25 protein-coding genes are annotated in these 25,240 nt (G+C 42.3%); 15 read left to right on the plus strand and 10 right to left on the minus strand.

Annotated features, from left to right (window positions below; genetic code table 11):
* Window positions 1-36 precede the first annotated feature (36 nt).
* Window positions 37-2,358 (minus strand): FdhF/YdeP family oxidoreductase, encoded by a 2,322-nt coding sequence (locus CJ305_RS04670; RefSeq protein ID WP_099645090.1) that lies wholly within the window; start codon window positions 2,356-2,358, stop codon window positions 37-39.
* A 234-nt stretch (window positions 2,359-2,592) separates the two neighbouring features.
* On the opposite strand from CJ305_RS04670, the gene CJ305_RS04675 reads away from it, so the two are divergent.
* The 8 genes from CJ305_RS04675 (at window position 2,593) to moaA (ending at window position 8,690) form a co-directional block, all read left to right on the plus strand.
* Window positions 2,593-3,768, plus strand: coding sequence for a molybdopterin molybdotransferase MoeA (locus CJ305_RS04675; RefSeq protein ID WP_099645091.1), 1,176 nt, complete (start codon window positions 2,593-2,595; stop codon window positions 3,766-3,768).
* Window positions 3,769-3,771: 3 nt separating this feature from the next.
* Window positions 3,772-4,110, plus strand: coding sequence for a winged helix-turn-helix domain-containing protein (locus CJ305_RS04680; RefSeq protein ID WP_099645092.1), 339 nt, complete (start codon window positions 3,772-3,774; stop codon window positions 4,108-4,110).
* 6 nt (window positions 4,111-4,116) lie between these two features.
* Window positions 4,117-4,695 (plus strand): molybdenum cofactor guanylyltransferase, encoded by a 579-nt coding sequence (gene mobA / locus CJ305_RS04685; RefSeq protein WP_099645093.1) that lies wholly within the window; start codon window positions 4,117-4,119, stop codon window positions 4,693-4,695.
* Between the two features lies 1 nt (window position 4,696).
* Window positions 4,697-4,936 (plus strand): MoaD/ThiS family protein, encoded by a 240-nt coding sequence (locus CJ305_RS04690; RefSeq protein ID WP_189319386.1) that lies wholly within the window; start codon window positions 4,697-4,699, stop codon window positions 4,934-4,936.
* 135 nt (window positions 4,937-5,071) lie between these two features.
* Window positions 5,072-6,118: a HesA/MoeB/ThiF family protein gene (locus tag CJ305_RS04695; RefSeq protein WP_099645095.1), complete on the plus strand. Its 1,047-nt coding sequence runs from the start codon at window positions 5,072-5,074 to the stop codon at window positions 6,116-6,118.
* A gap of 22 nt (window positions 6,119-6,140) precedes the next feature.
* Window positions 6,141-6,569: a molybdenum cofactor biosynthesis protein MoaE gene (locus CJ305_RS04700; RefSeq protein ID WP_099645096.1), complete on the plus strand. Its 429-nt coding sequence runs from the start codon at window positions 6,141-6,143 to the stop codon at window positions 6,567-6,569.
* Window positions 6,570-6,772: 203 nt separating this feature from the next.
* On the plus strand, window positions 6,773-7,690 hold the full coding sequence (gene moaCB, locus CJ305_RS04705; RefSeq protein WP_099645097.1) for a bifunctional molybdenum cofactor biosynthesis protein MoaC/MoaB: 918 nt from the start codon (window positions 6,773-6,775) through the stop codon (window positions 7,688-7,690).
* On the plus strand, window positions 7,683-8,690 hold the full coding sequence (moaA, locus tag CJ305_RS04710) for a GTP 3',8-cyclase MoaA (RefSeq protein WP_099645098.1): 1,008 nt from the start codon (window positions 7,683-7,685) through the stop codon (window positions 8,688-8,690). Before moaCB ends, moaA begins: the two co-directional genes overlap by 8 nt.
* Before the next feature lie 20 nt (window positions 8,691-8,710).
* On the opposite strand, the gene CJ305_RS04715 is transcribed toward moaA, so the two are convergent.
* Window positions 8,711-10,246: a glycogen synthase gene (locus tag CJ305_RS04715; RefSeq protein ID WP_099645099.1), complete on the minus strand. Its 1,536-nt coding sequence runs from the start codon at window positions 10,244-10,246 to the stop codon at window positions 8,711-8,713.
* 414 nt (window positions 10,247-10,660) lie between these two features.
* Here CJ305_RS04715 and CJ305_RS04720 point away from each other — a divergent pair, with 414 nt between their 5' ends.
* Entirely contained in the window at window positions 10,661-12,523 is a 1,863-nt protein-coding gene (locus CJ305_RS04720) for a mechanosensitive ion channel family protein (protein ID WP_099645100.1), read from the plus strand.
* A gap of 1 nt (window position 12,524) precedes the next feature.
* Here the strand turns inward: CJ305_RS04720 and CJ305_RS04725 are convergent, their stop codons facing one another.
* Entirely contained in the window at window positions 12,525-13,289 is a 765-nt protein-coding gene (locus CJ305_RS04725) for a YebC/PmpR family DNA-binding transcriptional regulator (protein ID WP_099645101.1), read from the minus strand.
* 129 nt (window positions 13,290-13,418) lie between these two features.
* On the opposite strand from CJ305_RS04725, the gene CJ305_RS04730 reads away from it, so the two are divergent.
* Entirely contained in the window at window positions 13,419-14,054 is a 636-nt protein-coding gene (locus tag CJ305_RS04730; protein ID WP_099645102.1) for a Crp/Fnr family transcriptional regulator, read from the plus strand.
* Here CJ305_RS04730 and CJ305_RS04735 read toward each other — a convergent pair.
* Window positions 14,051-15,343: an anthranilate synthase component I family protein gene (locus tag CJ305_RS04735; protein WP_099645457.1), complete on the minus strand. Its 1,293-nt coding sequence runs from the start codon at window positions 15,341-15,343 to the stop codon at window positions 14,051-14,053. The genes CJ305_RS04730 and CJ305_RS04735 overlap by 4 nt on opposite strands.
* A gap of 133 nt (window positions 15,344-15,476) precedes the next feature.
* Window positions 15,477-15,662 carry a CsbD family protein gene (locus tag CJ305_RS04740; RefSeq protein ID WP_099645103.1) on the minus strand — a complete coding sequence of 62 codons (186 nt, stop codon included), beginning with the start codon at window positions 15,660-15,662 and terminating at the stop codon, window positions 15,477-15,479.
* Between the two features lie 116 nt (window positions 15,663-15,778).
* Between CJ305_RS04740 and CJ305_RS04745 the strand changes: the two genes are divergently transcribed.
* A complete protein-coding gene (locus CJ305_RS04745; protein ID WP_099645104.1) occupies window positions 15,779-16,324 on the plus strand; it encodes a SixA phosphatase family protein in 546 nt (181 codons plus the stop codon).
* Here the strand turns inward: CJ305_RS04745 and CJ305_RS04750 are convergent.
* Complete coding sequence (locus CJ305_RS04750) at window positions 16,321-17,061, minus strand: DUF6503 family protein (protein ID WP_099645105.1); 741 nt, start codon at window positions 17,059-17,061, stop codon at window positions 16,321-16,323. The two genes, CJ305_RS04745 and CJ305_RS04750, sit on opposite strands and share 4 nt — an antisense overlap.
* Window positions 17,062-17,357: 296 nt before the next feature.
* On the opposite strand from CJ305_RS04750, the gene smpB reads away from it, so the two are divergent.
* The 4 genes from smpB (at window position 17,358) to CJ305_RS04770 (ending at window position 22,451) form a co-directional block, all read left to right on the plus strand.
* Window positions 17,358-17,822 (plus strand): SsrA-binding protein SmpB, encoded by a 465-nt coding sequence (gene smpB, locus CJ305_RS04755; RefSeq protein WP_099645106.1) that lies wholly within the window; start codon window positions 17,358-17,360, stop codon window positions 17,820-17,822.
* 83 nt (window positions 17,823-17,905) lie between these two features.
* Entirely contained in the window at window positions 17,906-20,374 is a 2,469-nt protein-coding gene (locus CJ305_RS04760) for a DUF5686 and carboxypeptidase regulatory-like domain-containing protein (protein WP_099645107.1), read from the plus strand.
* An 80-nt stretch (window positions 20,375-20,454) separates the two neighbouring features.
* Entirely contained in the window at window positions 20,455-20,970 is a 516-nt protein-coding gene (locus CJ305_RS04765; RefSeq protein ID WP_099645108.1) for a DinB family protein, read from the plus strand.
* Between the two features lie 56 nt (window positions 20,971-21,026).
* Complete coding sequence (locus tag CJ305_RS04770; protein WP_189319387.1) at window positions 21,027-22,451, plus strand: aldehyde dehydrogenase; 1,425 nt, start codon at window positions 21,027-21,029, stop codon at window positions 22,449-22,451.
* Here the strand turns inward: CJ305_RS04770 and CJ305_RS04775 are convergent.
* The 4 genes from CJ305_RS04775 to CJ305_RS04790 form a co-directional block, all read right to left on the minus strand.
* Window positions 22,448-23,095: a response regulator gene (locus CJ305_RS04775; RefSeq protein ID WP_099645109.1), complete on the minus strand. Its 648-nt coding sequence runs from the start codon at window positions 23,093-23,095 to the stop codon at window positions 22,448-22,450. The two genes, CJ305_RS04770 and CJ305_RS04775, sit on opposite strands and share 4 nt — an antisense overlap.
* Window positions 23,096-23,171: 76 nt before the next feature.
* Window positions 23,172-23,966 carry a sensor histidine kinase gene (locus CJ305_RS04780; RefSeq protein WP_099645110.1) on the minus strand — a complete coding sequence of 265 codons (795 nt, stop codon included), beginning with the start codon at window positions 23,964-23,966 and terminating at the stop codon, window positions 23,172-23,174.
* Between the two features lie 43 nt (window positions 23,967-24,009).
* Entirely contained in the window at window positions 24,010-24,660 is a 651-nt protein-coding gene (locus tag CJ305_RS04785) for a hypothetical protein (protein WP_099645111.1), read from the minus strand.
* 82 nt (window positions 24,661-24,742) lie between these two features.
* Window positions 24,743-25,237, minus strand: coding sequence for a hypothetical protein (locus tag CJ305_RS04790; RefSeq protein WP_099645112.1), 495 nt, complete (start codon window positions 25,235-25,237; stop codon window positions 24,743-24,745).
* Window positions 25,238-25,240: the final 3 nt, after the last annotated feature.

Genomic DNA, 25,240 nt, shown 5'->3' on the forward strand with positions numbered 1-25,240 from the left:
AAACTCCGAAGCTTTAAGACTTCGGAGTTTTTTGTTTTAGGCGGTTTCTACAATCGCATCCTGTCGTTTATGTATGCGCACCCGAACCGACTTACTTATGGGTGTTTGACTGCGTTCTGCGAAATGGTTGTAGGGTACCAACACATTGGTTTCCGGGAAATAGGCGGCCACATTACCTCGTGGAATGTCATAGGGAACCATCAAAAACTTATGCGCAGTGCGAATTTTGCCATCATACTCACTGGTAATGTCAATAACGTCCAATTTTTGCAATTTCAATTCTTGCATGTCCTTTTTATTCATAAACAACACCCGACGCTCATTGTAAACTCCGCGATACCGGTCATCAAGCCCGTAAATCGTAGTATTAAACTGATCATGTGATCGTATGGTCATCAGCATAAACTCATCTTCCGCCAGCCGGTGATCAGGCAATTTGTTAATCGTAATTTGAGCTTTACCCCCGGGCAACATGCTAAAGTCAAGATTACGTACATTATTGGGTAGATAATAGCCGTGACCTTCTGACCGCTTGCTAGTTTCCTCAAATCCTTTGGCGACCTTATCAATATGATCTCTGATAATATCATAATCACGGCTCCAGGCTTTCCAGTCTACTGAATGATTTCCTCCAAAATACGCATCTGCCATCTCTGCAATAATCTGTGGTTCGCTGCGTACCTGATCGGACGCCGGTTTCAGAATTCCTTTAGACTGGCTTACTTTACCCATACTGTTTTCAACCGTAAAATAGCGTTTGGTACCATCTATTTCATCTTTTTCTGAACGTCCTATCGTAGGCAAAATCAAAGCCGTTTTGCCGGTCACGAGATGTGTGCGATTCAGTTTTGTGCTTATCTGAACGGTGAGTTCGCAGTTTTGTAGGGCTTCTGCCGTGTACTGCGTATCTGATGCAGCCATCAGGAAATTTCCGCCCAGGCACATAAAAACCTTGGTTTTGCCATTATGCATTGCTTCCATGGCTTCTACCACATCTACCCCTCGTTTTGTTGGCGGGTCAAATTGCAAGTGTTTTTTAATGCGTTCATTTAGTTCTTCATCCACAAAGTGCTGAATGCCCACGCTGCGATCTCCCTGCACATTACTGTGCCCACGCACAGGGCAAGTCCCGGCGCCGGGTTTCCCTAAAGCGCCTTTGAGCAATAACAAATTCACAAACTCGCGAATGTTCTCCACTCCATTTTTGTGCTGCGTCAATCCCATTGCCCAGCATACGATGATACGATTCGATTTGCGCAGCATCGCAACAGCCTTATTTACGTCAGACTCCTGAACTCCTGCCCTGCGCAACAAATCGCCTTCGTCATAACGCGCCAGATCTTCCAGAAAAGCGTCATAACCCGTAGTATATTTTTCTATAAATTCGTGATCAAAAACCGAACGATCAATGGTATCAAGCGTTGCCAGTTTTTTCAGAATCAGTTTCATCAAAGGAATATCCTGATTGATGTTGACAGGCAGGTGTAAATCGGCCATCTGTACGCCGCTTCCAAGGGTTCCGCTTAGATGTTGCGGATTCTTAAAATTCACCAATCCCGGCTCCTCCAGCGGATTGATACTGATGATTTTCCCGCCGTTCTTTTTACATTTTTCAAGTGCAGACATCATCCGGGGATGATTGGTCCCAGGGTTTTGGCCTGCGATGATGATGACTTCGGCTTCGTATAAATCCTCCAGCACGGTTGATCCTTTTCCAATCCCCAGGGTCTCGCCCAAAGCTACTCCACTCGACTCGTGGCACATATTGGAGCAGTCGGGCATATTGTTAGTTCCCAAAGCGCGGGCAAACATCCCATAGGTAAAAGCAGCCTCGTTGCTGCTTCGGCCCGAAGTATAAAAAATCGCTTCGTTAGGATTATCCATTTTATGCAGGTGCTTAGCGATTAAACCGTAAGCTTCCTGCCAGGTGATAGGTTCATAATGCAAACTGCCCGGACGTAAAACCAGAGGCTCTACCAGACGACCAAATTTATTGAGTTCATAATCAGAAAGATGCGAAAGCTCTTCAACCGTCCATTTAGCAAACATCGTTGAACCTACGTGAGACGTGGTCGCTTCATCAGCAAGCGCTTTGGCTCCATTTTCACAGTATTCGGCTACCGGCGAGCGGTCTTCAGGATCTGGCCAGGCACAACTGGGACAGTCAAAACCGTCTTTCTGATTCATTTTGAGCAAAGCACCCATAGAGCGCAACACGCCCATTTCCTTAAACCCGTGCTTCAGCGCTTCTTTCACGCCCAGCATCCCTGCGGCATCGGTTACACGCGGGCCAAGCTTAATATTGGTGAATTCTTCGGCACCGGTTATAGAAACATTTCGTTTAAAGGAATCAGACATGGTATATAAAATCTTAAGATGATTAGTACTGTGATCGTTACTGAAAATTGGCGTTATTCCATTTTCTAGCGTCAAGTTACCGAAACTTTAAGGCAGCATCTATTAATAAAAATCTAAAACTGCTATATATCTTCCATTTGGTCTAAAAAGACTAAAAAGCTGTTAATCTGCCGTGCTTAAAGCTTCCGTTTAAATCGCATTTCGTTATATTCGCTAAGACATAACGCATTTTGTATGATAGCTGTTTCTGAAGCCCAAAAACTTATTGAAGCCCATTCCAACACACTTCAGGTAATCGAAGTGGAATTGGAAGAGGCTTTTGGACACTATTTAGCGGAAGATTTAAAAGCTCCGATCTCGCTACCCTCCTTTCGCCAATCGGCGATGGATGGTTATGCGATCATACATTCGGAATCTAAAAATTTGAAAATAACCGGACAGGTTCAGGCAGGAGATGTGCAGGTTCCCGTCCTTAAGCCGGGGGAGGCCATACGTATTTTTACCGGTGCTCCAGTCCCTGAGTTAGCAGATACCGTAATCATTCAGGAACATACGATTCGAGAAGGAGACAACCTGATTTTAAATCAAATTCCCGCCAAAAACGCAAATGTGCGACCTGTGGGTGAACAATTGAAGGCCGGTGATCTGGCTTTAACTAAAGGACATTATATAAACGAAGCGGCTATAGGTTTCCTTGCCGGGTTGGGATTTACCAGCGTGAAGGTTTATAAAAATCCCCGTGTTGCGCTATTGACTACCGGAAACGAACTTCAGGAACGTGGAGCTCCGCTTAAGCCCAATCATATTTATGAAAGCAACGGCATTATGCTGGAAATGGCTTTAAAGCGCATTGGCATTAGCCAAATTGAAAAAATTAAGGTTCCCGATACGTTGGAAGCCACAGTAAAAGCGGTAAAAAAAGCTCTGGAACAGGCCGATGTGCTGCTGATTTCCGGAGGAATTTCGGTGGGCGATTATGATTTTGTACAGGAAGCCCTGAGCGAAAACTGTGTGCAGGAACACTTCTATAAAGTAAATCAAAAACCCGGAAAACCCTTATGGTTTGGTACTCAGGCAGACCAATCGGTTTTTGGTTTGCCGGGCAATCCTGCATCAAGCCTCACCTGTTTTTACGTCTATGTTTTGCCGCATTTGCGATTACGCATGGGAAGCGAAAAGCCCTTTCTCGAGGAACGTGAGGCGATTTTGCAGCAGGATTTACTCAATCCGCACGATAAAACACTGTTTCTCAAAGCCGGAGTTGACCAGAATCGCATTACGCCCTTTACCGGGCAGGCGAGTTCGATGCTCAATACCTATGCGGTGAGCAACGCGCTCCTTGTTATAGAGACGCATCAAACCGAAGTAAAACAAGGGGATACAGTCACCTATCTTGATTTAAATTTTTAAAGCATGCAGCAGGTAAAAAGCAGAATTTGGATTGAAGAGCAAGGCGAAGTCTTTTTGGGTTTTGGCCGAATCGAGCTGCTTAAAAAAGTAGATGAAACCCAATCGATAAGCGCTGCAGCCAAAGCCATGCAGATGTCTTATAAAAAGGCCTGGAAGCTGATCAACGCGATGAACAGCTGTTCTGACACGCCTTTGGTCATTACGAATACCGGCGGAAAAGACGGCGGCGGCACATTTTTGACCCAATACGGCAGGCAGATGATCATCAAATTTGAAACGCTGAATACTGCCTGTGAAGCTTTCTTAAACGAACAATTTAACGCCTTAAAGCAAAGTCTGTAAACATTTATGAGCGCAAATTATACCATACCGGCATACATTCTTTGTGGAGGAAAAAGCTCCCGAATGAAGCGCGATAAGGCTTTAGTTTTGCTTCAGGAAGAACCATTTATCAAGCACGTTGTCAATGCGTTAAATAAAACAACAACTGCTATTTGTTTGGTAAGCGAAAACCGGAATTACGAGCAATTTGGCCTGCCTTTGGTTGCAGACATTTATAAAGATAAAGGTCCGCTGGGAGGCATTCATGCGGCCTTAAACCATACACAGGAAGAACGTGTTTTGATTTTAAGTTGTGACATTCCGCTGATCAATTCACAGACCCTGACCCGGCTTGTAGACGCCGCGCTTTCAAATCCCGATGCAAACATTCATTTCGCAACAGCAAACGAAAACTGGCATCCGCTAATAGGAGTGTATGCTAAAGCAATTTTACCCGATTTAAAACTCGCCTTGCAGCAAAACAATTTAAAACTGATTGATTTTATTAAAACTCAAACTTATAAAGAAATAGCCATTGCCGATACGCGTAGCCTGACCAATGTTAATACGCCCGAAGCTTTGGTTGAAATACAAAAGATTATTTAATATGGAAGTAACACTGAAATACTTTGGCCAGCTGGTTGACGTGATGGGCAGTCACGAGGAAATCCGCAGCATCAAAGCTCAAAACACTCAGGAATTACTGGAACACTTACAGGCGCAGTACGCTATAAGTCACATCCCGTTTCAGCTTGCGATTAATCAAAAGCTGGTGGATGCCGAAGAAAATGTGAAATTAAATGAAGGCGATGTGGTAGCTCTGCTTCCACCTTACGCCGGTGGATAAAATTTCCCGGCTCTAATACATAGAGCCGGGAAATTTTACCCCACCCGAAATTAACAAAGTAATTTCGACCTCCCCAAAAGGGAGGTGAACTAGAGAATCACAAGACAGCGTCTTGTTATAGTAATTTAAGCACCTATGAGTCGTTATCAACGTCAAATCATTCTACCTCAGATCGGGGAAAACGGGCAGCACAAACTGGCTGAATCCCGCGTGCTCGTTATTGGCGCCGGGGGTCTGGGTTGTGCGCTTTTGCCCTATCTGGCCGCTTCGGGTGTCGGAAAACTGGGGATTGTAGATGGCGATCGTATTGAAGAAAGCAATCTGCACCGGCAGGTTTTGTACGCTGCAAAAGATGTGGGTAGGTTCAAGGCCGAAATCGCAAAAGAACGTTTAGAAGAGCAAAATCCGGACTGTGCAATTGAAGTTACAACTGAGTTTTTAAGCGGAAAAAATGCCTTAGCGTTGTTTGCTGATTTTGATGTAATCGTAGATGCTACAGATCGTATCGGCGTGCGTTACCTGATCAATGATGCGGCAGTTCTCACGCAGAAGCCCGTGGTTTACGGAAGCATTCACCGTTTTGAAGGTCAGGTTTCGGTATTTAATTATGAAAACGGGCCTACCTATCGCTGCTTATTTCCACATGCTGTTGAAGCGCCCAGTTGCGCTGAGGCCGGAGTATTGGGAACTGCTGTCGGCCTGATTGGAATGCTTCAGGCGCAGGAAGTGATGAAGATTATTTTAGGTACGGGAAGGGTACTTTCAGGTGAATTATTGATTTACAATTGCCTGAATGCAACTCAGGAACGCTTTCAGTTTGCAAAAAAAGAAACGCCACAGATTACAGAGACTTTTTATAAGAAAGAACATTTAAAAGAAGCTATTCAAACCCTGAATTTTCACCCGGAACTGCTTGAAATGGGGATTTTTATTGATGTACGACAATCCGATGAACAACCGCGATTGCAAATGCCCAGGCTTATTGAAATTCCGCTAGGCGAACTCGAAACCGCACGACAACAACTGGATCAGAACGAAACCTATTATGTGTTTTGCCAAAGCGGAAAACGGGCGAAGCTTGCGGTGGAACAAATGAGAGATAGGGGTTTTACCAGAGTAACGGCATTACAGGAAGGAGCGCGGGAAGTGGCGAACGCCCTCCGCAAATCCCTGGTAGATTAAAGATTAAACAAAAAACTACAAAATGAAGAAAGTATTTATAGAAGGGCCCATCAGCAGTACATTTATAGGAGATGCTATCGCCAAGCATCAAAGCAAAACCAGCATCGGTGCGCACAATATCTTTTTGGGTCAGGTACGGGCAGATGAAATGGAAGGCAAATCCGTTGCTGCAATTGAGTACACCTGCTACGAGGAATTGGCTAACGAAAAATTGCACGAAATACGAGAAGAAGCCTTTCAAAAATTTGATCTGATCTGTATGCATATATACCACAGCCTGGGTACGATCAAAACCGGGGAAGTATGCTTTTTCGTTTTCGTTTCCGCGAAGCGCAGGAAAGAAGTGTATTCTGCCACAGAGTGGATCGTTAATCAGGTTAAAGACCGCACACCCATCTTCGGAAAAGAGATTTTTGAAGACCAAAGCCATCAGTGGAAAGTGAATTCTTAGTTGAGTTTCAGTTGGCAGTATCAGTTGGCAGATTACAAGTTGCAGGTGAGAAGTGAGAAGTGAGAAGTGAAAGGTTAAAAGTCAGTTATAAATGATTTCAAATAACTCATTAATCTTTTAACGTTTAACCATTAACAGTTACAAGTAGGAAGTCTCAGTTCCGTAGTGTCCAATAAAAATAATAATAGCAATAAAAATAAAACATGGTTGACATTACCCATAAAATAAACACCTTACGCAGCGCGACAGCTCAGGCAATTGTAAAGGTTAGCAAAGCTGAAACGATTGAGGCCCTTCAGAAAAATACGGTACCCAAAGGGAACGTCTTTGAAATGGCCAAAACCGCCGGACTTTTCGCAGTAAAAAATACGCACACCAGCATCCCCGATTGTCATCCCCTGCCCATTGAGTACACGGCTGTTGATTATAAAATTGAAGATCTTTCGGTTATTATTGAAATCACGGTGAAGACGGTTTATAAAACAGGAGTTGAAGTTGAGGCGATGCACGGTGCTTCAATTATTGCGCTTACCATGTACGATATGCTCAAGCCCATCGATAAGGAGATTGAAATAAGCACCGTAAAACTGCTTCATAAAAAAGGCGGAAAAAGCAGCTTTAAAGACCAAAATCCGGCACGGTTGAGCGCGCATATTATTGTGTGTTCCGATTCGATTTCAGAAGGTAAAAAAGAAGATCGCGCAGGTAAGGCCATTATTGAAAAGCTGCAAAAACACGACGTGCAGATTCAGGGTTATGAGATCATCCCCGATGATCTGGAAACCATACGCAGTAAGGCTTTTGAGCTTTCAGACACGGTAAACCTCCTTATTTATACCGGTGGTACGGGTTTGAGTATACGTGACGTTACACCCGAAGCGCTGGAACCTATTTTAGAACGGCGTATTCCCGGTGTTGAAGAAGCCATCCGGAAATACGGTCAGGATCGTATGCCGTATGCGATGCTTTCGCGTAGCGTTGCCGGTACGCTGGGCAATTGCCTGGTACTTGCCCTGCCCGGTTCGACAAACGGAGCAAAAGAATCTATGGATGCGGTTTTTCCGCATTTACTACACGTTTTTAAAATATTAAGAGGTGCCCAGCACAATGCCAATGACTAAAATAACTCCCATATTAACCGATTCCCACGGCCGCACGCACAATTACCTGCGCATTTCACTCACCGAAAAGTGTAACCTGCGCTGTACCTATTGCATGCCCCACGACGGGATTGCACTGACACCGCGTGCGCATTTGATGACGGCAGATGAGATTGAAGCCATTGCAAAAATCTTTGTCGCTAACGGGGTAGACAAAATTCGGTTGACGGGTGGTGAACCTTTAGTACGCAAAGATTTCACAGCTATTCTGGAAAGGCTGGCTAAGCTTCCGGTGAAATTATCGATAACCACAAACGCGCTCCTCACCCACCGGTTTATTGACGATTTTAAACGTTTTGGACTCAACGCGATCAATGTTAGCCTTGATAGCTTAAATCCCGAAAAGTTTAAGTTTATCACGCGCCGTGATGAGTATAAGCAGGCTTTTGACAACATCAATCAGCTTCTGGATGAAAGTTTTGACGTAAAACTGAATGCCGTGTTGATGAAAGATTTTAATGAAGATGAAATCGTCGACTTCGTAAAATTCACCAAAGACCGAAACATCAATGTGCGCTTCATCGAGTTTATGCCTTTTGACGGAAACCTTTGGAACAAAAACAAGCTCGTGAGTCAGGCCGAAATTTTAAATCGCGTAAACGATCATTTTGGGGTCGAAGCCCTGCAACCACTTCCCAATGAACAAAATTTTACGGCCAGAAACTTTAGGATTAAAGGCTATCGCGGAAGCTTTGGCATCATCAGTTCGGTGACCAATCCGTTTTGTGACAGCTGCAACCGCATCAGGCTCACAGCAGATGGTAAGCTCAAAAACTGCCTGTTTTCTAATGCAGAAACCGATTTGCTGAAACCTTTTCGCGCAGGCGAAAACCTGGAAACACTTATTGATAAAGCCCTAAATAAAAAGAAAGCCGTTCGCGCCGGAATGACCGATTTTGACCAACTCACCAATCCTGACTTGCACAACAACAACCGAAGTATGATTGCTATAGGTGGGTAATTAATTACTTCAAACAAAAATTAATACGTATACAGCTTCGCGTAATACTCCTTAACGGAGTCTTCCCAAGAAAAACGCGCTGCTTTAGCTTTCTTTCGCATCTTTTTCCAGGTAGTTTTATCCTCATTAAAAATCTTTAGACAGGCATCAAATGAAGTTACCATGTTGTTAATCGTCTCGTTGATGCTTTCGCCCTTAAAAGCAAAACCATCTATACCGTCCTGAACGGTATCAATGAGACCACCGGTATGATGCACCAGACAAAGTACGCCATTGCGCATCGCAAGCATCTGGCTTATGCCGCAAGGTTCAAACAAACTGGGCATAAAGTATAAATCAGACTCCAGGTAAATGGAATCAATAATATCTTCAGACTGCCCGTTTATGAATATGAAGTTGGAATGCTGATAGCTGATCTCGCGCATCAGGACTTCATATTCCGGCTCTCCGGTACCTAACAAAATAAAAATACCGTTATTGGCTTTCAGCTTCTCTAAAATGGCTTTCAGCGCTAAGGGATTCCGTTTAAAGAAATAAAATTTTTGTTCAGTCATCCGGGCTACGCTCGAAGCGATAAAGGAAGGCGGATTATCAAGCAACTCGACCACCTTTTCGCCCGTATTAGCCAGAATATCAGCTTTATATTTTTTAGATTCTTCCTGAATCCACCGGTAAATCTGCTTTAAAATATTTGTGTACAGCTTTCCTTTTTGGGCCACACGCATATTGGCATAATTCACTCCGTTTAAAATACCATGTAACCTGCCCTGCTGATGTGCTGCTATCAGATCATGTTCAAGCCCCTCCCCACCTATAAACTCGGGTTTATTACTGGGTTTCATAATATCTTGCATGTACGACGGACTCACGGTATGCACCTGATCGCACAGTCGTATTCCCACCGCCATAAGATTAATGCAATCGGGGTAACGGGTATCGCTGATCTGGTGATAATCAAAATGAATCTCAGGAAAAAATCCTTCTACAGAAGCGTAATTATCGCGAAGCGGCCGTATACCCTGAAGACTCAGATTGTGAATGCTGTATACAAAATGTGTCTGTTTTAAAACCTCATACGCCGGATTGTATTCCCTGTGAAAAACCAGTAGTGCCGTATGCCAATCGTGCAAATGTGCGATATCTACGTGATCAAAAATATTTTGTTTTACAGCCTGGGCTACAGCGGTATTGAAGATAAAATATTTGACAGCATCTGTAAAAAAGGGCTCTTCGGGATCATCGTTGTAGATATGGGCAATATTCCCTTCTACAATTTGGGGGTGATGTATTACATAATGCGTGATACCATCAATCTGCTTTTTAGGTGCTACCTCATAAATCTCAGCAACAGTATCCTTTCCCTGAATGCATATTTTTAATTCGGTGATGAATCGTCCTGTTTTGTGAAGTCGGTTATAGGCCGGTACCACAACGTGTACCTGATCACCTGTTGCTGCTAATTGCCTGGGCACATCGCGCACCACATCAGCCATTCCGCCGGCTTTGCAGTTTGCCAGAGCGTCATTTTCGGCTGAAACAAATAAAAAATTCTTCATAAACTAACCATTGCCCTACCGGGCTTCTGTTTTGCTTTTTTCGCTTTCTTAAAAAATATGTGTCGCCTTAACTAATAAACACAAATGAAAACGGATGCAGGGTTCTGTTCTCTGAAAATTGGAAAAATGACGAGCATACTTTGTAAGAGGTAAACCTAATAAATATCAATAAACTAAAAGAATAATCACTAAGGTTTAGCGCCTACTAATTTGAAATTAATTCAACACAAAATCATTAATTAAACGTTAATAATACATTTAATTTTTAAGTATTTGAGGTACGTCTTTAAAATACACCAGAGCTTTTTGAAGAACCTGACTTCTTTAAAATATATCTTTTTAAAGTACTGAAATCTCCTTCTTTTAACGAAATGCTAATACTTCAACACATTGATCCTTGGTATCTTTCAGATTATGAAAAACAACCAATTTTTTATTCTTTTTTTACTATTTATTGCTTTTAATTCAATTTGCGCCCAGGAACAGGACAGTACAGCAACAACCAATGGCAGACTTCTACCCTCAGGAGATGCAACCGTGCCTGAAGATGGGGATTATGGAGTAAATGCGCTGCGGGAATATAACGAAGCTTATTATGTGGTAAACCGTCTAAACGAAGCAATAGGACTGCCACCCAATAAATTCAATTTTCAATCTCCACAGGCAACGCTCGAACATTTTGTGGTTAGCGCTCGAAGCGGAAACTACGAAAATGCTGCTTACGCTTTAAATTTAAACCTGTTACCAGACAGCCTGACCCCGGAACAGGCCGCTACCCTTGCCGAAAAACTCTATTTTATATTAAATCAACGTGTAAGTATTGACTGGGGAAGTCTTTCAGATCGTCCTGACGGGCAAATTGACATCAGCACGGCAACTAACAAATCAATCTCCGGAAAGCCTTTGCGCAGTGTGGTTTTTGGTGAAGTGGGTCTCGATGGTCGGGATATTGTTTTGCGCCTGCAACGGGTTAAATACAAAGAATTTGGTGCCTTCTGGCTCATATCTGCAAACACGGTTGAAAATATAGATGCGCTTTATGAGCAATACGGTCCGCGGCAATTGGACCGTATGATGCCAGACTGGGCTCGCATACGCTGGTTGAATATGCCGGTATGGAAATTTGCAGGTACGCTTTTACTCATTTTTCTGTCGTATTTGTTGGGTAGATTGAGTCTTTACATCTTAAGACGTTTGTTTCGAAAATCAAAGCAAATTTGGGTCAAGACTATTGCCAAACGACTGGCCACACCGGCTGCCTGGGCAATTGGGGTTTTGTTTTTTTACGTAACACTTAATAAGCTGATTTCGTTTGGCGGCTCATTTGCCAGTACGTTGTATGCCATATTGCTTATTGCAGTGATAGGGACCATTACCTGGTTTATTATGCGTTTTATTGACTCGTTTATGGTTTATGTAGCCGAAACCAAAATTGGCGATGCAGATCCTGAAGAAAACAGCGAAGCGCGTATGATGATGACGTACATTTCGGTAGCGCGCAGAGTCATTACCTTTATTGTGATCATCGTAGGTTTTGCCGTGATTCTCTCGCAGTTTAGAAGTCTTGAAAAGCTGGGTATATCCCTGATTGCTTCTGCCGGACTGGCAACCGTTATTTTAGGTGTTGCAGCTCAAAGCACCCTGGGTAATATCATTGCCGGGATTCAAATTGCTATCACCCGCCCCGCACGTATAGGCGATACGGTGATCATTAATGACGATTGGGGTTATGTGGAAGATATTCGGTTTACGTATATGGTGGTTCGCACCTGGGATCAAAGAAGGCTTATTGTTCCTTTAAAAAATATCATCTCCAATACCTTTGAAAACTGGTCTATGACCAGCGCGCATCAAATACGTCCTATTATTCTGCACGCCGATTATGAGATTGATGTTTCTAAAATACGGGCGAAATTTGAAGAGATTTTAAAGGATAATGAGAATTGGGATGAGGAGTATCCTCCCAAGGTACAGGTTATTGACACCACCGAAAAAGGCATTAAAATCAGAGCCTTATGCAGTGCTGAAGATGCCTCTACAACCTGGGATTTACATTGTGAACTTCGCGAAGAATTGGTGCGCTTTATTTGCAAGCTTGAAAATGGAAAACACCTTTCTAAAACCCGACTTCAGTTTGAAAATGAGCCTAAAATAGAAAATTCAGACAAGACCAAAAAGAAGAAAAAATCGAAGACCGATAAAAAGTCGAAAAAGAAAAAAGATAAACAGGACACTGGAGAAAAAGCGGACCAAAACGAAAAAAAGTCTAAAGACTAATCTATTCTTCCTCGTCCAAAGCAAGTTCCAGTTCTTCAGTAAACTCTAAGGTATGGAAGACGTTTTGCACATCATCGTCATCTTCGAATTTTTCGATTAAATTGAGGATTTGGCGGGATTCTTTCAGCGGAAGCTCAACCGTATTAAGCGGAATGCGCTGCAATTCGGCATTTTTGGTTTCAATATTCAACTCTTCCAGATGTTGCGCCATTTTTCCGAAATCAGTAAATTCAGTATAAATCACAAAAACATCCTCGTGATTTTCAAAAGATTCGGCACCACCTTCTATAAGTTCGAGTTGCAACAGCTCAAAATCCCGGTCTATTTCAGTTTTATCTAAAGTAAAAACGCCTTTTCGGTCAAAAAGAAATTCCAGCGAACCATTAGTTCCCAGGCTCCCTCCATTTTTACTGAAAATAGAACGCACCGAAGAAATTGTGCGGTTGGCATTATCAGTCGTACATTCAATAAAAAAAGCGATACCGTGCGGCCCGTAACCCTCAAAGGTCATTTGCTCATATGTGTCTGCATCTGCCCCACTCGCCTTTTTAATCGCACGTTCAATGGTGTCTTTCGGCATATTAACTCCTTTAGCGTTCTGAATCGCATTGCGCAATGCAGGATTCGAATCAGGATCGCCATTCTGATTATTTTCTTTAATAGCGACCGTAATCTCTTTGATTGCGCGGGTAAACTGTTTGGCGCGCTTCTTATCCTGTGCGCCTTTACGATGCTTGATATTCGCCCATTTACTGTGACCAGCCATATATATTCAATTTGGTTTCAGTTTAATATAAAATTTTGAAGCTTTTTTGCCAGTATTTTAACCCTTTTTTAAATTTTAAGGCGGAATAATTTCAATGTAAATCATGACATTCATGTTATTTTTACGCCTATGGAAGAATTGTTACAACTGCATTACGGGCATCTTTTTGAGCCGGAATTGCTGAAAGAAATCAATGAAGCCGGAAGTTTACGCGAGGTAAAGGAAGGCGATAAACTGATGGAAATAGGTCAGTATATTACCGCGATGCCGCTGCTCATTTCCGGAGCGATCAAAATCTTACGTGAAGATCCCGATGGTGACGAACTCCTGCTCTATTTCCTGGAAAAAGGAGATACCTGCGCCCTGACCCTATCTTTTAACCGTGGCCAGCGCAAAAGTGAGATACGTGCTATTGCAGAACTTGATACGATTTTAGTGATGGTTCCCATTCAGAAAATGGAAGAATGGAGTTCTAAATACAAGACCTGGCGCAATTTTATCTTTGACAGCTATCAAAACCGCCTGAAAGAAATGCTCGATACTCTTGACAGCATTGCTTTTATGCGGATGGATGAGCGCCTGTTGCGCTATTTACGTGATAAGCAAAAACTCACGCAGAGTGACGAACTCAACAGCACACATCAGGATATTGCTTACGAACTGCATACGTCGCGCGTCGTGATTTCAAGATTGCTCAAAAAACTGGAGTTGGAAGGGCGCATAAATATACAGCGCAATAAAATACAGTTGCTTAATCTGGATTAGGATTCCAGAGTTTTTCGCATAGCTTTTGCCTTAATGAGGCATTCATCGTATTCATTTTCAGGAATTGCCTGTGCCGTTATGGCACTTCCCACCGTAAACGACAGGTATTTTTGTTCTGCATTGTAAAGAATACTGCGTATCACCACGTTGAAATCAAAATCATCCTCAGGTGTAAAATAGCCTATAGAACCGCTGTACAAACCGCGCTTTCGGTTTTCTAGCCTGTCTATAATTTGCATAGCCGAAATCTTGGGAGCTCCGGTCATACTGCCCATTGGGAAGGTATGTTTCAAGCACAAAACAGGATCTGTACCCGCTGAAATCTCAGCGCTGACGGTGGTAATCATTTGATGCACCTGCTCAAAGGTATAAATCCTGCACAACTCTTTTACCTGCACACTGCCTTTGCTGGCAACCCGTGACAGATCATTACGCACTAAATCGGTAATCATAATATTCTCAGAGCGCTCTTTAGGATCATTTTCCAGAGCCTGCTTAAGCTTAAGGTCTTCTTCGGGAGTCTGGCCCCGTCTGGAAGTACCCTTTATAGGTTGGCTGATAAGCGTAATTCCTGCCTTTTGTAAATAGCGTTCAGGAGAAGAACACAGGGCATATTGCTCCCCCAGCCTGAAATAAGCTGCGAAAGGTGCCCGGGACATCGCATTCAGTTTGAGAAAACTTTTGATAGGATTGATTTTAGCTTCCGCGTAAAATTCCTGACAAAAATTTGCCTCGTAAATCGTGCCGCGTTTAATCTCTTCCAGCATTTGCGATACCTGAGCGCAATAGGCATCTTTATTGAAACGCACTTTAATTTTAGGTGTTTCTAAAGCTTCGGTTTGTAAATCCTGAAAAGCTGCGGAAAAAATAGTCTCGTAGTCCGACTCAATTTCATTTGACACTTCCGGTAAATACAAAAACTGAAGTCCTTCTACAGTAAGTTTTACGAGTTTTAAAGGCTGAAAAAAATAGAGATCGGGAAAATAAAGTGCATCAGGATTATCAGACTTAAGCTGTTCCACTTCATTTTTTAAATCATAAGTGAGAAAACCCAAAATCCAATCCCGAGTTTGCCTGCGATACTCTGACAGTTGTTGAAATGCGGTTCCTGTTGAGCAGTTCAAATCGGTTTTTACCCCTACTCCCAGAAGCAATTCAAACCTGCCGTAGCGGCTTTTGTGCGCATTTGAAGTAAGTAAACAGCTTACGGAATCCTGCGATGCCCAGTGAAGCAGACGCTCCGGGAGATCATCGTTTTGGGGAACCGAGAAAGTTTTAACCGCGCGCATAATGCTGCGAAAATACAGCATCAAAACCAATAAAAACGAATGCGATCGGCTGCAATTTGATCATAAAACAACTGCATGAAAAAGGGCTGCCCTATCAGACAGCCCAATCACCAATTATAATAAGAGGATTAACTTATTGTTTGTCAATCCAGTCTTTGATTTCCTCTTTGGTTTTTCCGGTTTTCTCCTGAAGCTTTCCAAGCATTTGGTCAAATTTACCTTCAGCGTGTGTGGTATCGTCATCAGTAACGTCACCGTACTCTTCCTTAAATTTTCCTTTTACCTGTTTCCATTTTCCTTCTAATTGATCACTATTCATAGCTTTGTATTTATTGATTAGTACTAAAATAAAATTACCCAGAATAATGAGGTATTTGCGCCAACAAAAAGCTAATCTTTGCAGGACAAGCGTTAATTTTACTTAAAACAACCACTATGCGATTATCAATAGCTCTTTTTATTCTGCTGCTGGCAGGCCTTCTAAGCTGTAAAAACAACACTGAACAAACCGCAAACGCTGAAACCCCGGTAACTGATGCAACCTATTATCTTATACGCCACGCAGATAAAGAGCGAGGTCCTGATGCCGGTACAGATCCTGATCTTACCGATAAAGGACTGGCGCGTGCCGAGTTCTGGGCGCAGACTTTGAAAGATGTTGATTTTGATGCGGTGTACAGTACTGATTATGTACGCACGCGTAAAACGGCATTGCCGGTAGCACAGGCAAATGATTTACCACTTACTATCTACGATGCGCAGAATCTCTATGATGAAACATTTCAGCAGGAAACTGCAGGAAAAACGGTTTTAGTTGTGGGACACAGCAATACCACTCCGGCTTTTGTAAACAGCATCCTGGGCGAAGAAAAATATGGTGAAATTGACGACAGCGTATTTGGCAATCTGTACATCGTAAAAATCAAGGACGGCCAGACACAGGTTGAATTGCAGGAATATAACGACTGGTCTTTTGATTAATTGACCTGTACGTCTTCAAGTATGATGCGCGAAAGCTCTTTAAGTTTTCCGGCCTGAAAAAGGCTGTCTAAATCTTCTAAAGGAGGAAATGTGGTTTCAGGCTCGTAATTGATGTAATCTACAAAGCGAACCCCGTTTACAATCCGTGGGTTTATTGCTTCCCGAAAACGGGTTCCGCCTTCATTCACGTGATAATTGTACGCCAAATAATCAACCTCAAAATTTTCGGTGTTAAACCAGTACATATACTCGTCCTCAAAATCTTCTCCGCCTCCGTCTTCGGCAAAACTTACGTGAACCTCATAGTAGGTCTTTCCATTAATGGTGTCTACCCCTATTTTTTTAGCCTGAACGGCTTCGGCATCTAAACCATAAGGCAATACTGAAAAATAGTGCACGGAATTGACGCTTCCCGAAAGCCCGGCAATAAGACTATCAGCCAGCTTAATCTGCTTCTCGTTTATAAAACGTTTAAAGTCTGAGTTCGTAAGCTGATCTAGCGTGTCTTTGCAGGCCGCGTCTGTACAGCGCTCCAGTTCGTAAAGACCATTATCGCGCCTGGCTCGGTAAAATAGATTCCGAAAGCGAAAAGAAACTATTGCGGTATCCAAAATGTTTCCTCCTGCTTTTTCAATAGCATTATCAATAATTACCGATGACGACAGGTCTTCGGCAGGTTTTTGCTCCTTGCAGGCGCTGATGCTGATTATCAAAAGAATGAGAAAAATAGGTTTCATCAATTTCAAATAGTGTTAACCTCAAATAATCTGTGTTGTAATTATTTTGATGGCAATTAATTAGTTAAAGCCCATTTTGGACTTTCACAAACACCCGTTAAACCCGCAACTTAAATGTTGCAGAGGGATTAGATTTAGGTTTTTAAACCAAAAATTTCAACACAACAAAAGTAAAGGATTTTAAAGCAACGACCTCAGACCTTGTTAAAATCGTATTTTTGTGTGTATTTTAGGCTGCACCACGGGATATATACTCAGAAAAGCAGTTTAGAAGCCTGTATTATCAATTTGCAAAGATGAAACAAACGAATACCATAAATATAAAAAACAAAAAGGCCCGCTTTGAATATGAGATTCTCGATAAATACACCGCGGGAATCAAACTGGCAGGAACCGAAATTAAATCGATACGCGAAGGGAAAGCTTCTATCGCCGAAAGCTTTTGCGAGTTTGAAGGTGATGAACTTTTTGTGATCAATATGACCATTCAGGAGTATTCACACGCCACTTACTTTAATCACAATCCCAAACAAAGCCGGAAGCTTTTGCTTAACCGTCGCGAGTTGAATAAATTGCTGAAAGAAGTACGCACCAGCGGTCTTACGATTGTACCGCTTCGGCTATTTATTAACGACCGCGGTCTGGCCAAAATGCAGATTGCCCTGGCAAAAGGTAAGAAGCTTTACGACAAACGTGAAGCCATTAAAGAACGGGATAGTAAGAAGAGACTGGGACAAATTAAAAAGGCATTTAATAATTAATTGCAACCTATACCTGAGGCAGACGTCTTTAAATTAGAGATTTAACTTAATTACACCTTCCTAAGGGTGCCTAACAGGTATTTATGATTCAAAAACTACTTTTCTTCGCGCTGCTGCTTTTAAGTTTTACGTTGCAGGCTCAGGTTACCGGTCTGGTTACCGATGCAGACAACAACAGCCTGCCTTACGTAAATGTGTACGTCAAAGATGCCACTCTGGGCACCACGACAAATGCTTCGGGAACCTACCAATTACAACTTGATAAACCGGGAACCTATACACTGGTATTTCAATTTTTAGGCTTTACCAAACAGGAAATTGAAATCAACCCACAACGCTTCCCCTATGTGCTCGATGTGACTTTAAAGCCGGAAACTACTTCGCTTGATGAAGTGGTTGTAGATGCAAAGTCTAATCCTGCAGATCGCATTATACGGGCTGTTATTGCCAAAAAATCTCAAATTCTGGAAAAGAAAAACGCCTATACTGCAGATTTTTATTCCCGCGGAATCTGGCGCGTAGAAAATGCCCCTGAAAAATTCTTTGGGCAGGACATTGGCGATCTGGGCGGAGGGCTCGATTCTACCCGAAGCGGTATTGTCTATTTGAGCGAAACCCTTTCAAAAATCGCTGTGCGAAAGCCGGACGATTTTAAAGAAACCATCACGGCCAGTAAAGTAAGTGGCGATGATAACGGTTTTAGTTTTAACAGCGCTCAGGAAGCCGAATTTTCTTTCTACGACAACACCCTTGAAGTCAACACCGAGCTGGTCTCTCCTCTGGCCGACAATGCCTTTAATTACTACACCTATAAGCTGGAAGGTGCTTTTCGCGAAGGCGATAAGCTCATCAATAAAATCACGGTAAGCCCAAAACGGGAAAACGACCGCATTTTTAGGGGAACCCTCTACATTGTGGAGGATGACTGGCAACTTTATGGCGTTGACCTTACTACCAATGGGGCTGCAATTCAGGTTCCGTTTATTGAATTTTTAGGGTTTAAACACAGTTTTAAATACGACGCCAATCTGGACTTATGGGTTAAAATTTCCCAGAATATCGACTTTAGTTTTAAAATGCTGGGCTTTGGTGGTAACGGAAGATTTACCGCAGTTTACAGCAATTACAATTTTAATCCGGATTTCGAGCGGGGCACCTTTACGCGCGAAGTCCTGAGTTTTAAACCCGAGGCTAATAAAAAAGATTCGGTTTTCTGGCAACTGGCACGCCCGGTGCCGCTTACGCTTGAGGAGCGCAACGACTACACGTTTAAAGACAGCTTGCAGGAAAAGCGCAACTCAAAACCATATAAAGATTCCGTTGACAGCGTAAGGAACCGTTTTAGTCTTGCAGATCCTATTCTGGGTTACAGCTATCAAAATTCATATAAGAGATGGAGGCTGAGTTACGAAGGCCCTATTACGACTATCAATTTCAATACGGTTCAGGGTTTTAATGCCTTTGCGGGCCTATCTTACAACAGCTGGACCGAAGATTACAAGCAGGCTTTTAGTGTATCGGCGCAGGCTAATTATGGACTGGATGATGAGCGCTTAAGGCTTACGGGGCGTATTGCCAAACGCTTTAACCGAACCAGCAGAAGTGTGCTGTCACTTACAGGAGGTATCAAAGCGCAGCAATTTAATGCTGAAGAACCCATCACCAGACTGGGCAACTCCTTCTCTACCCTCATCTGGAAGCGTAATCATATAAAACTCTATGATCTGGAGTTTGTGCGTTTGGCCTATAGCGAAGAATTGGTAAATGGATTGCAATTGAGCGCCCAACTGGGTTATGAGCAGCGCAGTCCGCTATTTAACACCACAGATCAGACCTTTTTTGACTGGGATTTTGGGTACACTTCAAACAATCCCCTGGCACCGGATGATTTCAACACTGCGGCTTTTAATAAACACAGTCTGGCAAAGTTAAACCTTCAGGCGGTGATTCATTTTGACCAAAAATATATGAGCTACCCTGATGGTAAATTCAATCTGGATGAGTCTAAATACCCTACTTTAATTGTAGGCGCTGAGCAGGCGTTTGCAGGTAGCGACAAGCAGTACAATTTCACCGAAATAAAAGCCGAGCTGCGCCAGGAACTCAGTCTGGGGAATAAAGGGATATTGGGATATGCATTCAGCGGCGGTACCTTTTTTAATGCAGATGGAATCAGTTTTGTGGACTATCAGCATTTTAACGGCAATCGCACCTACCTCAATTTCAGGGATACGCGTCTTACAGGCTTCAACAATATGCCCTATTATGAGTACAGCACCAGAAACAGCTTTTTTGAAGTACATGTTGAGCACAACTTTAAAGGTTTTATCCTGGGTAAGATTCCGGGAATACGCGCGTTAAATCTTAATCTAATTGGTGGCGTGCATACGCTCTCCACTTTAGAAAACAAGCCCTATACCGAGTTAAACCTGGGCCTAGACAATCTGGGCCTTGGCAAGTTTAAGTTTTTCAGGCTTGATTATGTGCATTCTTTTTTTGGAGGCGGAAGCGAGCAGGCGGTTGTTTTGGGCTTTAAACTTTCAACGAATTAATTCGGAAAGCCCATAAAGGGAATTACATCACGAATAGCATTTAAAAATTGATGATTGGTATATACTAAAATCTTGTGTAGATGAAAAAGAACCGGCAACCTGAGGTCTGGCTGCGTGGACCTGTCCCAGACGTCCCTCAACTTCTGCAACCTGCAGCTCACGCTCTATTGCAGACTTGTGAAGAGTTACCGGTCTGGCTAGAAGGTTTTGACGAGAAGGAACTGTGGACAAAACCTGCAGGAAGAGCCAGCGTGGGTTTTCATCTTCAGCATTTAACAGGGGTCTTAGACCGAATGATGACTTATGCCAAAGCTGAAAAACTAACGGAAGCCCAATTCGAGTACTTGAGAAACGAAGGAACTGAGCAGGAAACTAGCAGTGTTGACGAATTAATCGCGGCCTTTGAGCAAAAAGTAACTGAAGCTCTGGCTTATTTTAAAACGCTGGAAACTTCCATTTTACTTGAGGAGCGAAAAGTTGGCAGAAAAGCCTTACCTTCTACTACTTTAGGACTTTTATTTCACGCTGCCGAGCACAGCCAAAGGCATTTAGGACAAATTGTAGTGACGGCGAGCCTTTTTAAACCGAAGGATTAAAACCAAATCTTTCGTTTAAACGTATATGAAAGACCCTAAATCATTAAAACAACACCTTGACCTCGACAGTAGAAAATGCTCCAAACGATCTCCAGGCTATTTCTGAGAGACAAAAACACTTTTATAATCAGGGATTAACCCGTGATGTTTATTACCGTATTCAGCATTTAAAACGTTTAAAAAACGTGCTGTTGCGTTATGAAGATGAAATTTGTGACGCGCTGCACCGGGATTTTAGAAAGCCCGTTTATGAAACGGAACTCAGCGAATTTTTAATTGTTCTGCTTGAATTAAAAAGCCTGATTAAAAACTGCAAGAGTTGGGCAAAACCCCGATATGTTCTGCCAAGTCTGGTGAACTTCCCTTCAGTTTCAAAAATCTACAAACAGCCTTTTGGCAGCATACTGATTATCGCTCCCTGGAACTATCCGTTTCAATTGGTAATGGCTCCCCTAATCGCGGCAATAGCTGCAGGTAACACGGCTGTTATCAAACCCAGCGAACTCACGCCGAATACGGCTTCCGTTTTAGAAAAAATAATAGCCGAAGTTTTTGAACCGGGCTATGTTGATCTGGTTCAGGGAGATGCACAGGTAGCCAAAGCCCTGCTAAACCTAAAATGGGACTATATCTTTTTTACCGGAAGCTCTCGTGTAGGTAAAATTGTTTATGAGGCAGCTGCAAAGCATCTTACTCCGGTCACATTAGAGTTGGGTGGTAAAAACCCATGTATCATAGACGAGACTGCACCATTGGAGCTCAGTGCAAAACGTATAGTTTGGGGTAAAATCGTAAATGCGGGACAAACCTGTATAGCGCCTGATTATCTTCTTGTTGAGGAAGGCATAAAAGACAAACTGCTTTTAGCTCTAAAAACAGAATTGCAGAGGGCTTTGGGTTCTGACCCTAAAAAGTCACCAGACTACGCCCGAATTATAAATAACTCAAATTTTAAACGTCTCAAAGCCCTGCTTGAAGATCAACAGGTACTATATGGTGGTGATTCCGATGCTTTAGAAAACTATATAGCTCCTACTATTCTGGATATGGGAATGCTTGATCCGGATATTGCATTCAACGAATTACCTGAAGTTTTACAGGACGAAATTTTTGGTCCCATTCTACCTGTCTTAACCTATAAAAATCAGGAAGATGTGCAGGATTGGATCGAGAAATACGATAAACCGCTAGCCGTATACCTGTTTTCGAAAAACAAAAAACTGAAAAATAAAATACTTAATGAACTGGCATTTGGAGGCGGCGTTATCAATGATGTGGTTTCGCAATTCTTAAATCCCCGGCTTCCCTTTGGTGGCGTAGGAAACAGTGGTCTGGGGTCTTATCACGGTAAACATTCCTTTGATACTTTTTCACATAATAAATCTATGGTACATAAGGCAACCTGGATCGATTTGAACATCAGGTATGCCCCCTATTCCAAAAAGCTGAAAATCTTTAAACGTTTAAGAAAATACTTTTAGGTCTCTACGATCTTATGCTTCAATGCGTAAAGTACCAGACCAATGCGGCTGCGCACTTCGAGTTTTTTGAACAGGGTGTCGCGGTAATTATCTATGGTCTTTGGGCTCAGGCACATTTCACTGGCGATTTCCTTATAGGTTTTATCAGAGCAGGCCAGCTCCATAAACTCGAGCTCACGTTCTGAAAATGAAGCAATCCCATCCTCATCATCTCGTTTTGAAAAGCCACTCAGTAAAGCGGAAGTCACATTATCTGTATAAAAATGCCCTTTGTTTACCACTTCTTTTAACGCGTTGTGTAGCGTGTCTGGATGTATATCTTTAAGCAGGTAGCCCTTACTGCCGGCTTTGAGCATCTGTATGATGGTTTCTTCATCGTCATCCATAGAAAGGGCGATGGTTTTGATGTCTGGTTTGTGCTCGTTAAGCCAGTTAATCGTCTCAAAACCATTCATAACGGGCATATTGATATCCAGGAGAATGATATCAGGGTCACGGGTTACGGTGCTTAGTTTATTGATCAGGTCGTTGCCATTGCGCGCCATAAAAGCTACATCAAAACCATCAAAACTGTTTATCAGCCCTTGAAGGGATTGCGCAAATAGAACATGATCGTCAACAACACCTACTAGGCGGTTAGTCATCATTTCAGATTTTTGTTAGTTGTTGGGACTTTTTGGTTATTCAAATATAAAACTAAATAACGAAGCAAAGCCATTTCTATTTTCTCAAATAATTGATTATTAAAGAAGTGCCCTTGCTTTTTTGGGATGACAAATCAAAATCAGCATTGATAAGTGCTGCGCGACTGCGCATATTGATAAGACCGGAACTGGAACTTACCTGCTCTATATTAAAGCCGATTCCGTCGTCTTTTGCCAGAATATGTAAACGATCACGGGTAAACCGGAAAAGTACCTGCAAATGAGCTGCCTTTGCATGTTTAATCACATTGGTCAAAAACTCCTGAATGATTCGGAACAGGATTAAAGCATCATTTTGCGGAGGTTTCCAGTTATCACCTTCTACAATTAGCGAAGTTTTTAAAATACCCAGTTTATCAAGGCGATTAAGCTCATAGCGTACACTTTCTGCAAGACCTACCTGAGTAATGACCTCATTATTCAGGTTTCGGGATACCGCGCGTATTTCCATAAGGCATTTACTCACCAGTCCGCGTATGTCGTCAAGTGTATTCTCCCGGTCAATTTCATTCTTTCGGTGAAGCATATTCAGCTCCAGATTAGCTACTGAAAGCAGCTGACCGATATTGTCGTGAAGTTCCCAGCTCACATTCTTCAGGGTAGCTTCCTGAATCTCAAGCTGGGTGCGGGTTAATTCTTCCTGATAACGCAATTCGGCCTTATTCCGTTCGGTAATAAATAGGATTTTGCGCTTTTGAAAAATAGAAAACAACACAATAACCAGAATCAAAAGTAAAAGCAGTACAAGAGAGCATACTACGACCAGTAACTCCATTGTTGGCAATACATCCTGTTCAAAAAAAGGGTTCATACCTCCTTGTGTTAATTTTAATCTTTCAGATTTATAAATCCTTTTAAGACTTATGTTCTATTTTATTCCGATTGGCCTGTATAAAGGCTATCGAGAAGCAACAATACTGTATACAATTGATCAAAAACAAAGTGACATTCAGAATTACAGGATTTTCACGGTTAATAAAACTTAGGGTCAGGTAAAATGGTAAATAAGTTACGCAATACACTAAAATACCGAAGGAAATCCAGAAATAAGGCGATTGGGTGATGTGAAGAATAACTTCACGGGTTAGCATTTCCATAAAATAAAAACCAACGGCTACAATTAAAAAAAGCACACCAAGCGTAAAAGATAAGGTCACATCCTCACCTAAAAAATTGTCAAGATAAAAGCTTTCAAAAGTCCAAAATAGTAGAAAGATGAAAAAAAAGATTTTCAGTACCAGTTTCCGCTTAGCACCATCTAATAGACTATGATACCAGGCAAGAAAGAAGCAGAAATGTATTAAAACGTAAACATTATACAAGGCATAGTTTGGCAATCCAAAAACCGGGAAAGATATGCCGGCAAGGATTTCATTTATTGCTACATAAATGAGAAAAAAAAATACATACTTCAACTGAAAGTCTTTAAACTCTCTATACTTTACGATCCCAATAACAACCGCTATCAACTCAAGGTATTGTGAATACGCGCCCAACTCTTTCATGACTAAAGTATTAGATTGATTTTTTATAAATCATCTCAAGCTGTATAGGGATTGCATTAAATACACGATTAAATTAAATGTATTAGTAACCTGTTCCCGGCGGAGTTCGCGAATGACCCATATTTAAAGGGGCTATCTCAAGGTCTGCATCCTCCTGAAAGGAACTAAAGAGGTTAAGACTACCCTGCTGGGTTGTGGAAGTCCCTGTAGGCACAATAAAAAGCGTAGAATAGCCCGCAACTTCCTGATTGCCATATGAACGGGGATAAGCCCCAAAATACACCCGAAGACCAGTTACCTCCTGACCTTTTTCTTTTGCCTGAGACCGGGCATAGGCTATATAATCTTCAAGATCCTGAATTGACCACCAGCTGGAGCGGTTATCTTTAATACCTAACTGCTCCGAAATAAGCGCGTGGCGGGTTTCACCATACGTGCGATCAAGCATTTTAGCTTCTTTAATCGGAATAACTCCTTTGGGTGGTTTTACCACTTTAGTTTCCGGCTCCGCACAACCAATTAGGCTAAAAAATAAAACGGACGCAACTAAAACCCATCCTGATTTTATAAAACTCATAAA

Source organism: Leeuwenhoekiella nanhaiensis (genome assembly GCF_002744755.1).
Lineage (GTDB): Bacteria > Bacteroidota > Bacteroidia > Flavobacteriales > Flavobacteriaceae > Leeuwenhoekiella > Leeuwenhoekiella nanhaiensis.

Bases quoted from the DNA above. Each gene is read 5' to 3' on its own strand.
- mobA (WP_099645093.1), top strand. From the start codon at position 4,117: ATGAGCGCAAATTATACCATACCGGCATACATTCTTTGTGGAGGAAAA.
- moaA (WP_099645098.1), top strand. From the start codon at position 7,683: ATGACTAAAATAACTCCCATATTAACCGATTCCCACGGCCGCACGCAC.
- CJ305_RS04715 (WP_099645099.1), bottom strand. From the start codon at position 10,246: ATGAAGAATTTTTTATTTGTTTCAGCCGAAAATGACGCTCTGGCAAAC.
- CJ305_RS04735 (WP_099645457.1), bottom strand. From the start codon at position 15,343: ATGCGCGCGGTTAAAACTTTCTCGGTTCCCCAAAACGATGATCTCCCG.
- CJ305_RS04670 (WP_099645090.1), bottom strand. From the start codon at position 2,358: ATGTCTGATTCCTTTAAACGAAATGTTTCTATAACCGGTGCCGAAGAA.
- CJ305_RS04775 (WP_099645109.1), bottom strand. From the start codon at position 23,095: ATGACTAACCGCCTAGTAGGTGTTGTTGACGATCATGTTCTATTTGCG.
- CJ305_RS04780 (WP_099645110.1), bottom strand. From the start codon at position 23,966: ATGAACCCTTTTTTTGAACAGGATGTATTGCCAACAATGGAGTTACTG.
- CJ305_RS04675 (WP_099645091.1), top strand. From the start codon at position 2,593: ATGATAGCTGTTTCTGAAGCCCAAAAACTTATTGAAGCCCATTCCAAC.
- moaCB (WP_099645097.1), top strand. From the start codon at position 6,773: ATGGTTGACATTACCCATAAAATAAACACCTTACGCAGCGCGACAGCT.
- CJ305_RS04720 (WP_099645100.1), top strand. From the start codon at position 10,661: ATGAAAAACAACCAATTTTTTATTCTTTTTTTACTATTTATTGCTTTT.
- CJ305_RS04765 (WP_099645108.1), top strand. From the start codon at position 20,455: ATGAAAAAGAACCGGCAACCTGAGGTCTGGCTGCGTGGACCTGTCCCA.
- CJ305_RS04740 (WP_099645103.1), bottom strand. From the start codon at position 15,662: ATGAATAGTGATCAATTAGAAGGAAAATGGAAACAGGTAAAAGGAAAA.
- CJ305_RS04700 (WP_099645096.1), top strand. From the start codon at position 6,141: ATGAAGAAAGTATTTATAGAAGGGCCCATCAGCAGTACATTTATAGGA.
- CJ305_RS04760 (WP_099645107.1), top strand. From the start codon at position 17,906: ATGATTCAAAAACTACTTTTCTTCGCGCTGCTGCTTTTAAGTTTTACG.
- smpB (WP_099645106.1), top strand. From the start codon at position 17,358: ATGAAACAAACGAATACCATAAATATAAAAAACAAAAAGGCCCGCTTT.
- CJ305_RS04745 (WP_099645104.1), top strand. From the start codon at position 15,779: ATGCGATTATCAATAGCTCTTTTTATTCTGCTGCTGGCAGGCCTTCTA.
- CJ305_RS04695 (WP_099645095.1), top strand. From the start codon at position 5,072: ATGAGTCGTTATCAACGTCAAATCATTCTACCTCAGATCGGGGAAAAC.
- CJ305_RS04690 (WP_189319386.1), top strand. From the start codon at position 4,697: ATGGAAGTAACACTGAAATACTTTGGCCAGCTGGTTGACGTGATGGGC.
- CJ305_RS04730 (WP_099645102.1), top strand. From the start codon at position 13,419: ATGGAAGAATTGTTACAACTGCATTACGGGCATCTTTTTGAGCCGGAA.
- CJ305_RS04680 (WP_099645092.1), top strand. From the start codon at position 3,772: ATGCAGCAGGTAAAAAGCAGAATTTGGATTGAAGAGCAAGGCGAAGTC.
- CJ305_RS04750 (WP_099645105.1), bottom strand. From the start codon at position 17,061: ATGAAACCTATTTTTCTCATTCTTTTGATAATCAGCATCAGCGCCTGC.
- CJ305_RS04725 (WP_099645101.1), bottom strand. From the start codon at position 13,289: ATGGCTGGTCACAGTAAATGGGCGAATATCAAGCATCGTAAAGGCGCA.
- CJ305_RS04790 (WP_099645112.1), bottom strand. From the start codon at position 25,237: ATGAGTTTTATAAAATCAGGATGGGTTTTAGTTGCGTCCGTTTTATTT.
- CJ305_RS04785 (WP_099645111.1), bottom strand. From the start codon at position 24,660: ATGAAAGAGTTGGGCGCGTATTCACAATACCTTGAGTTGATAGCGGTT.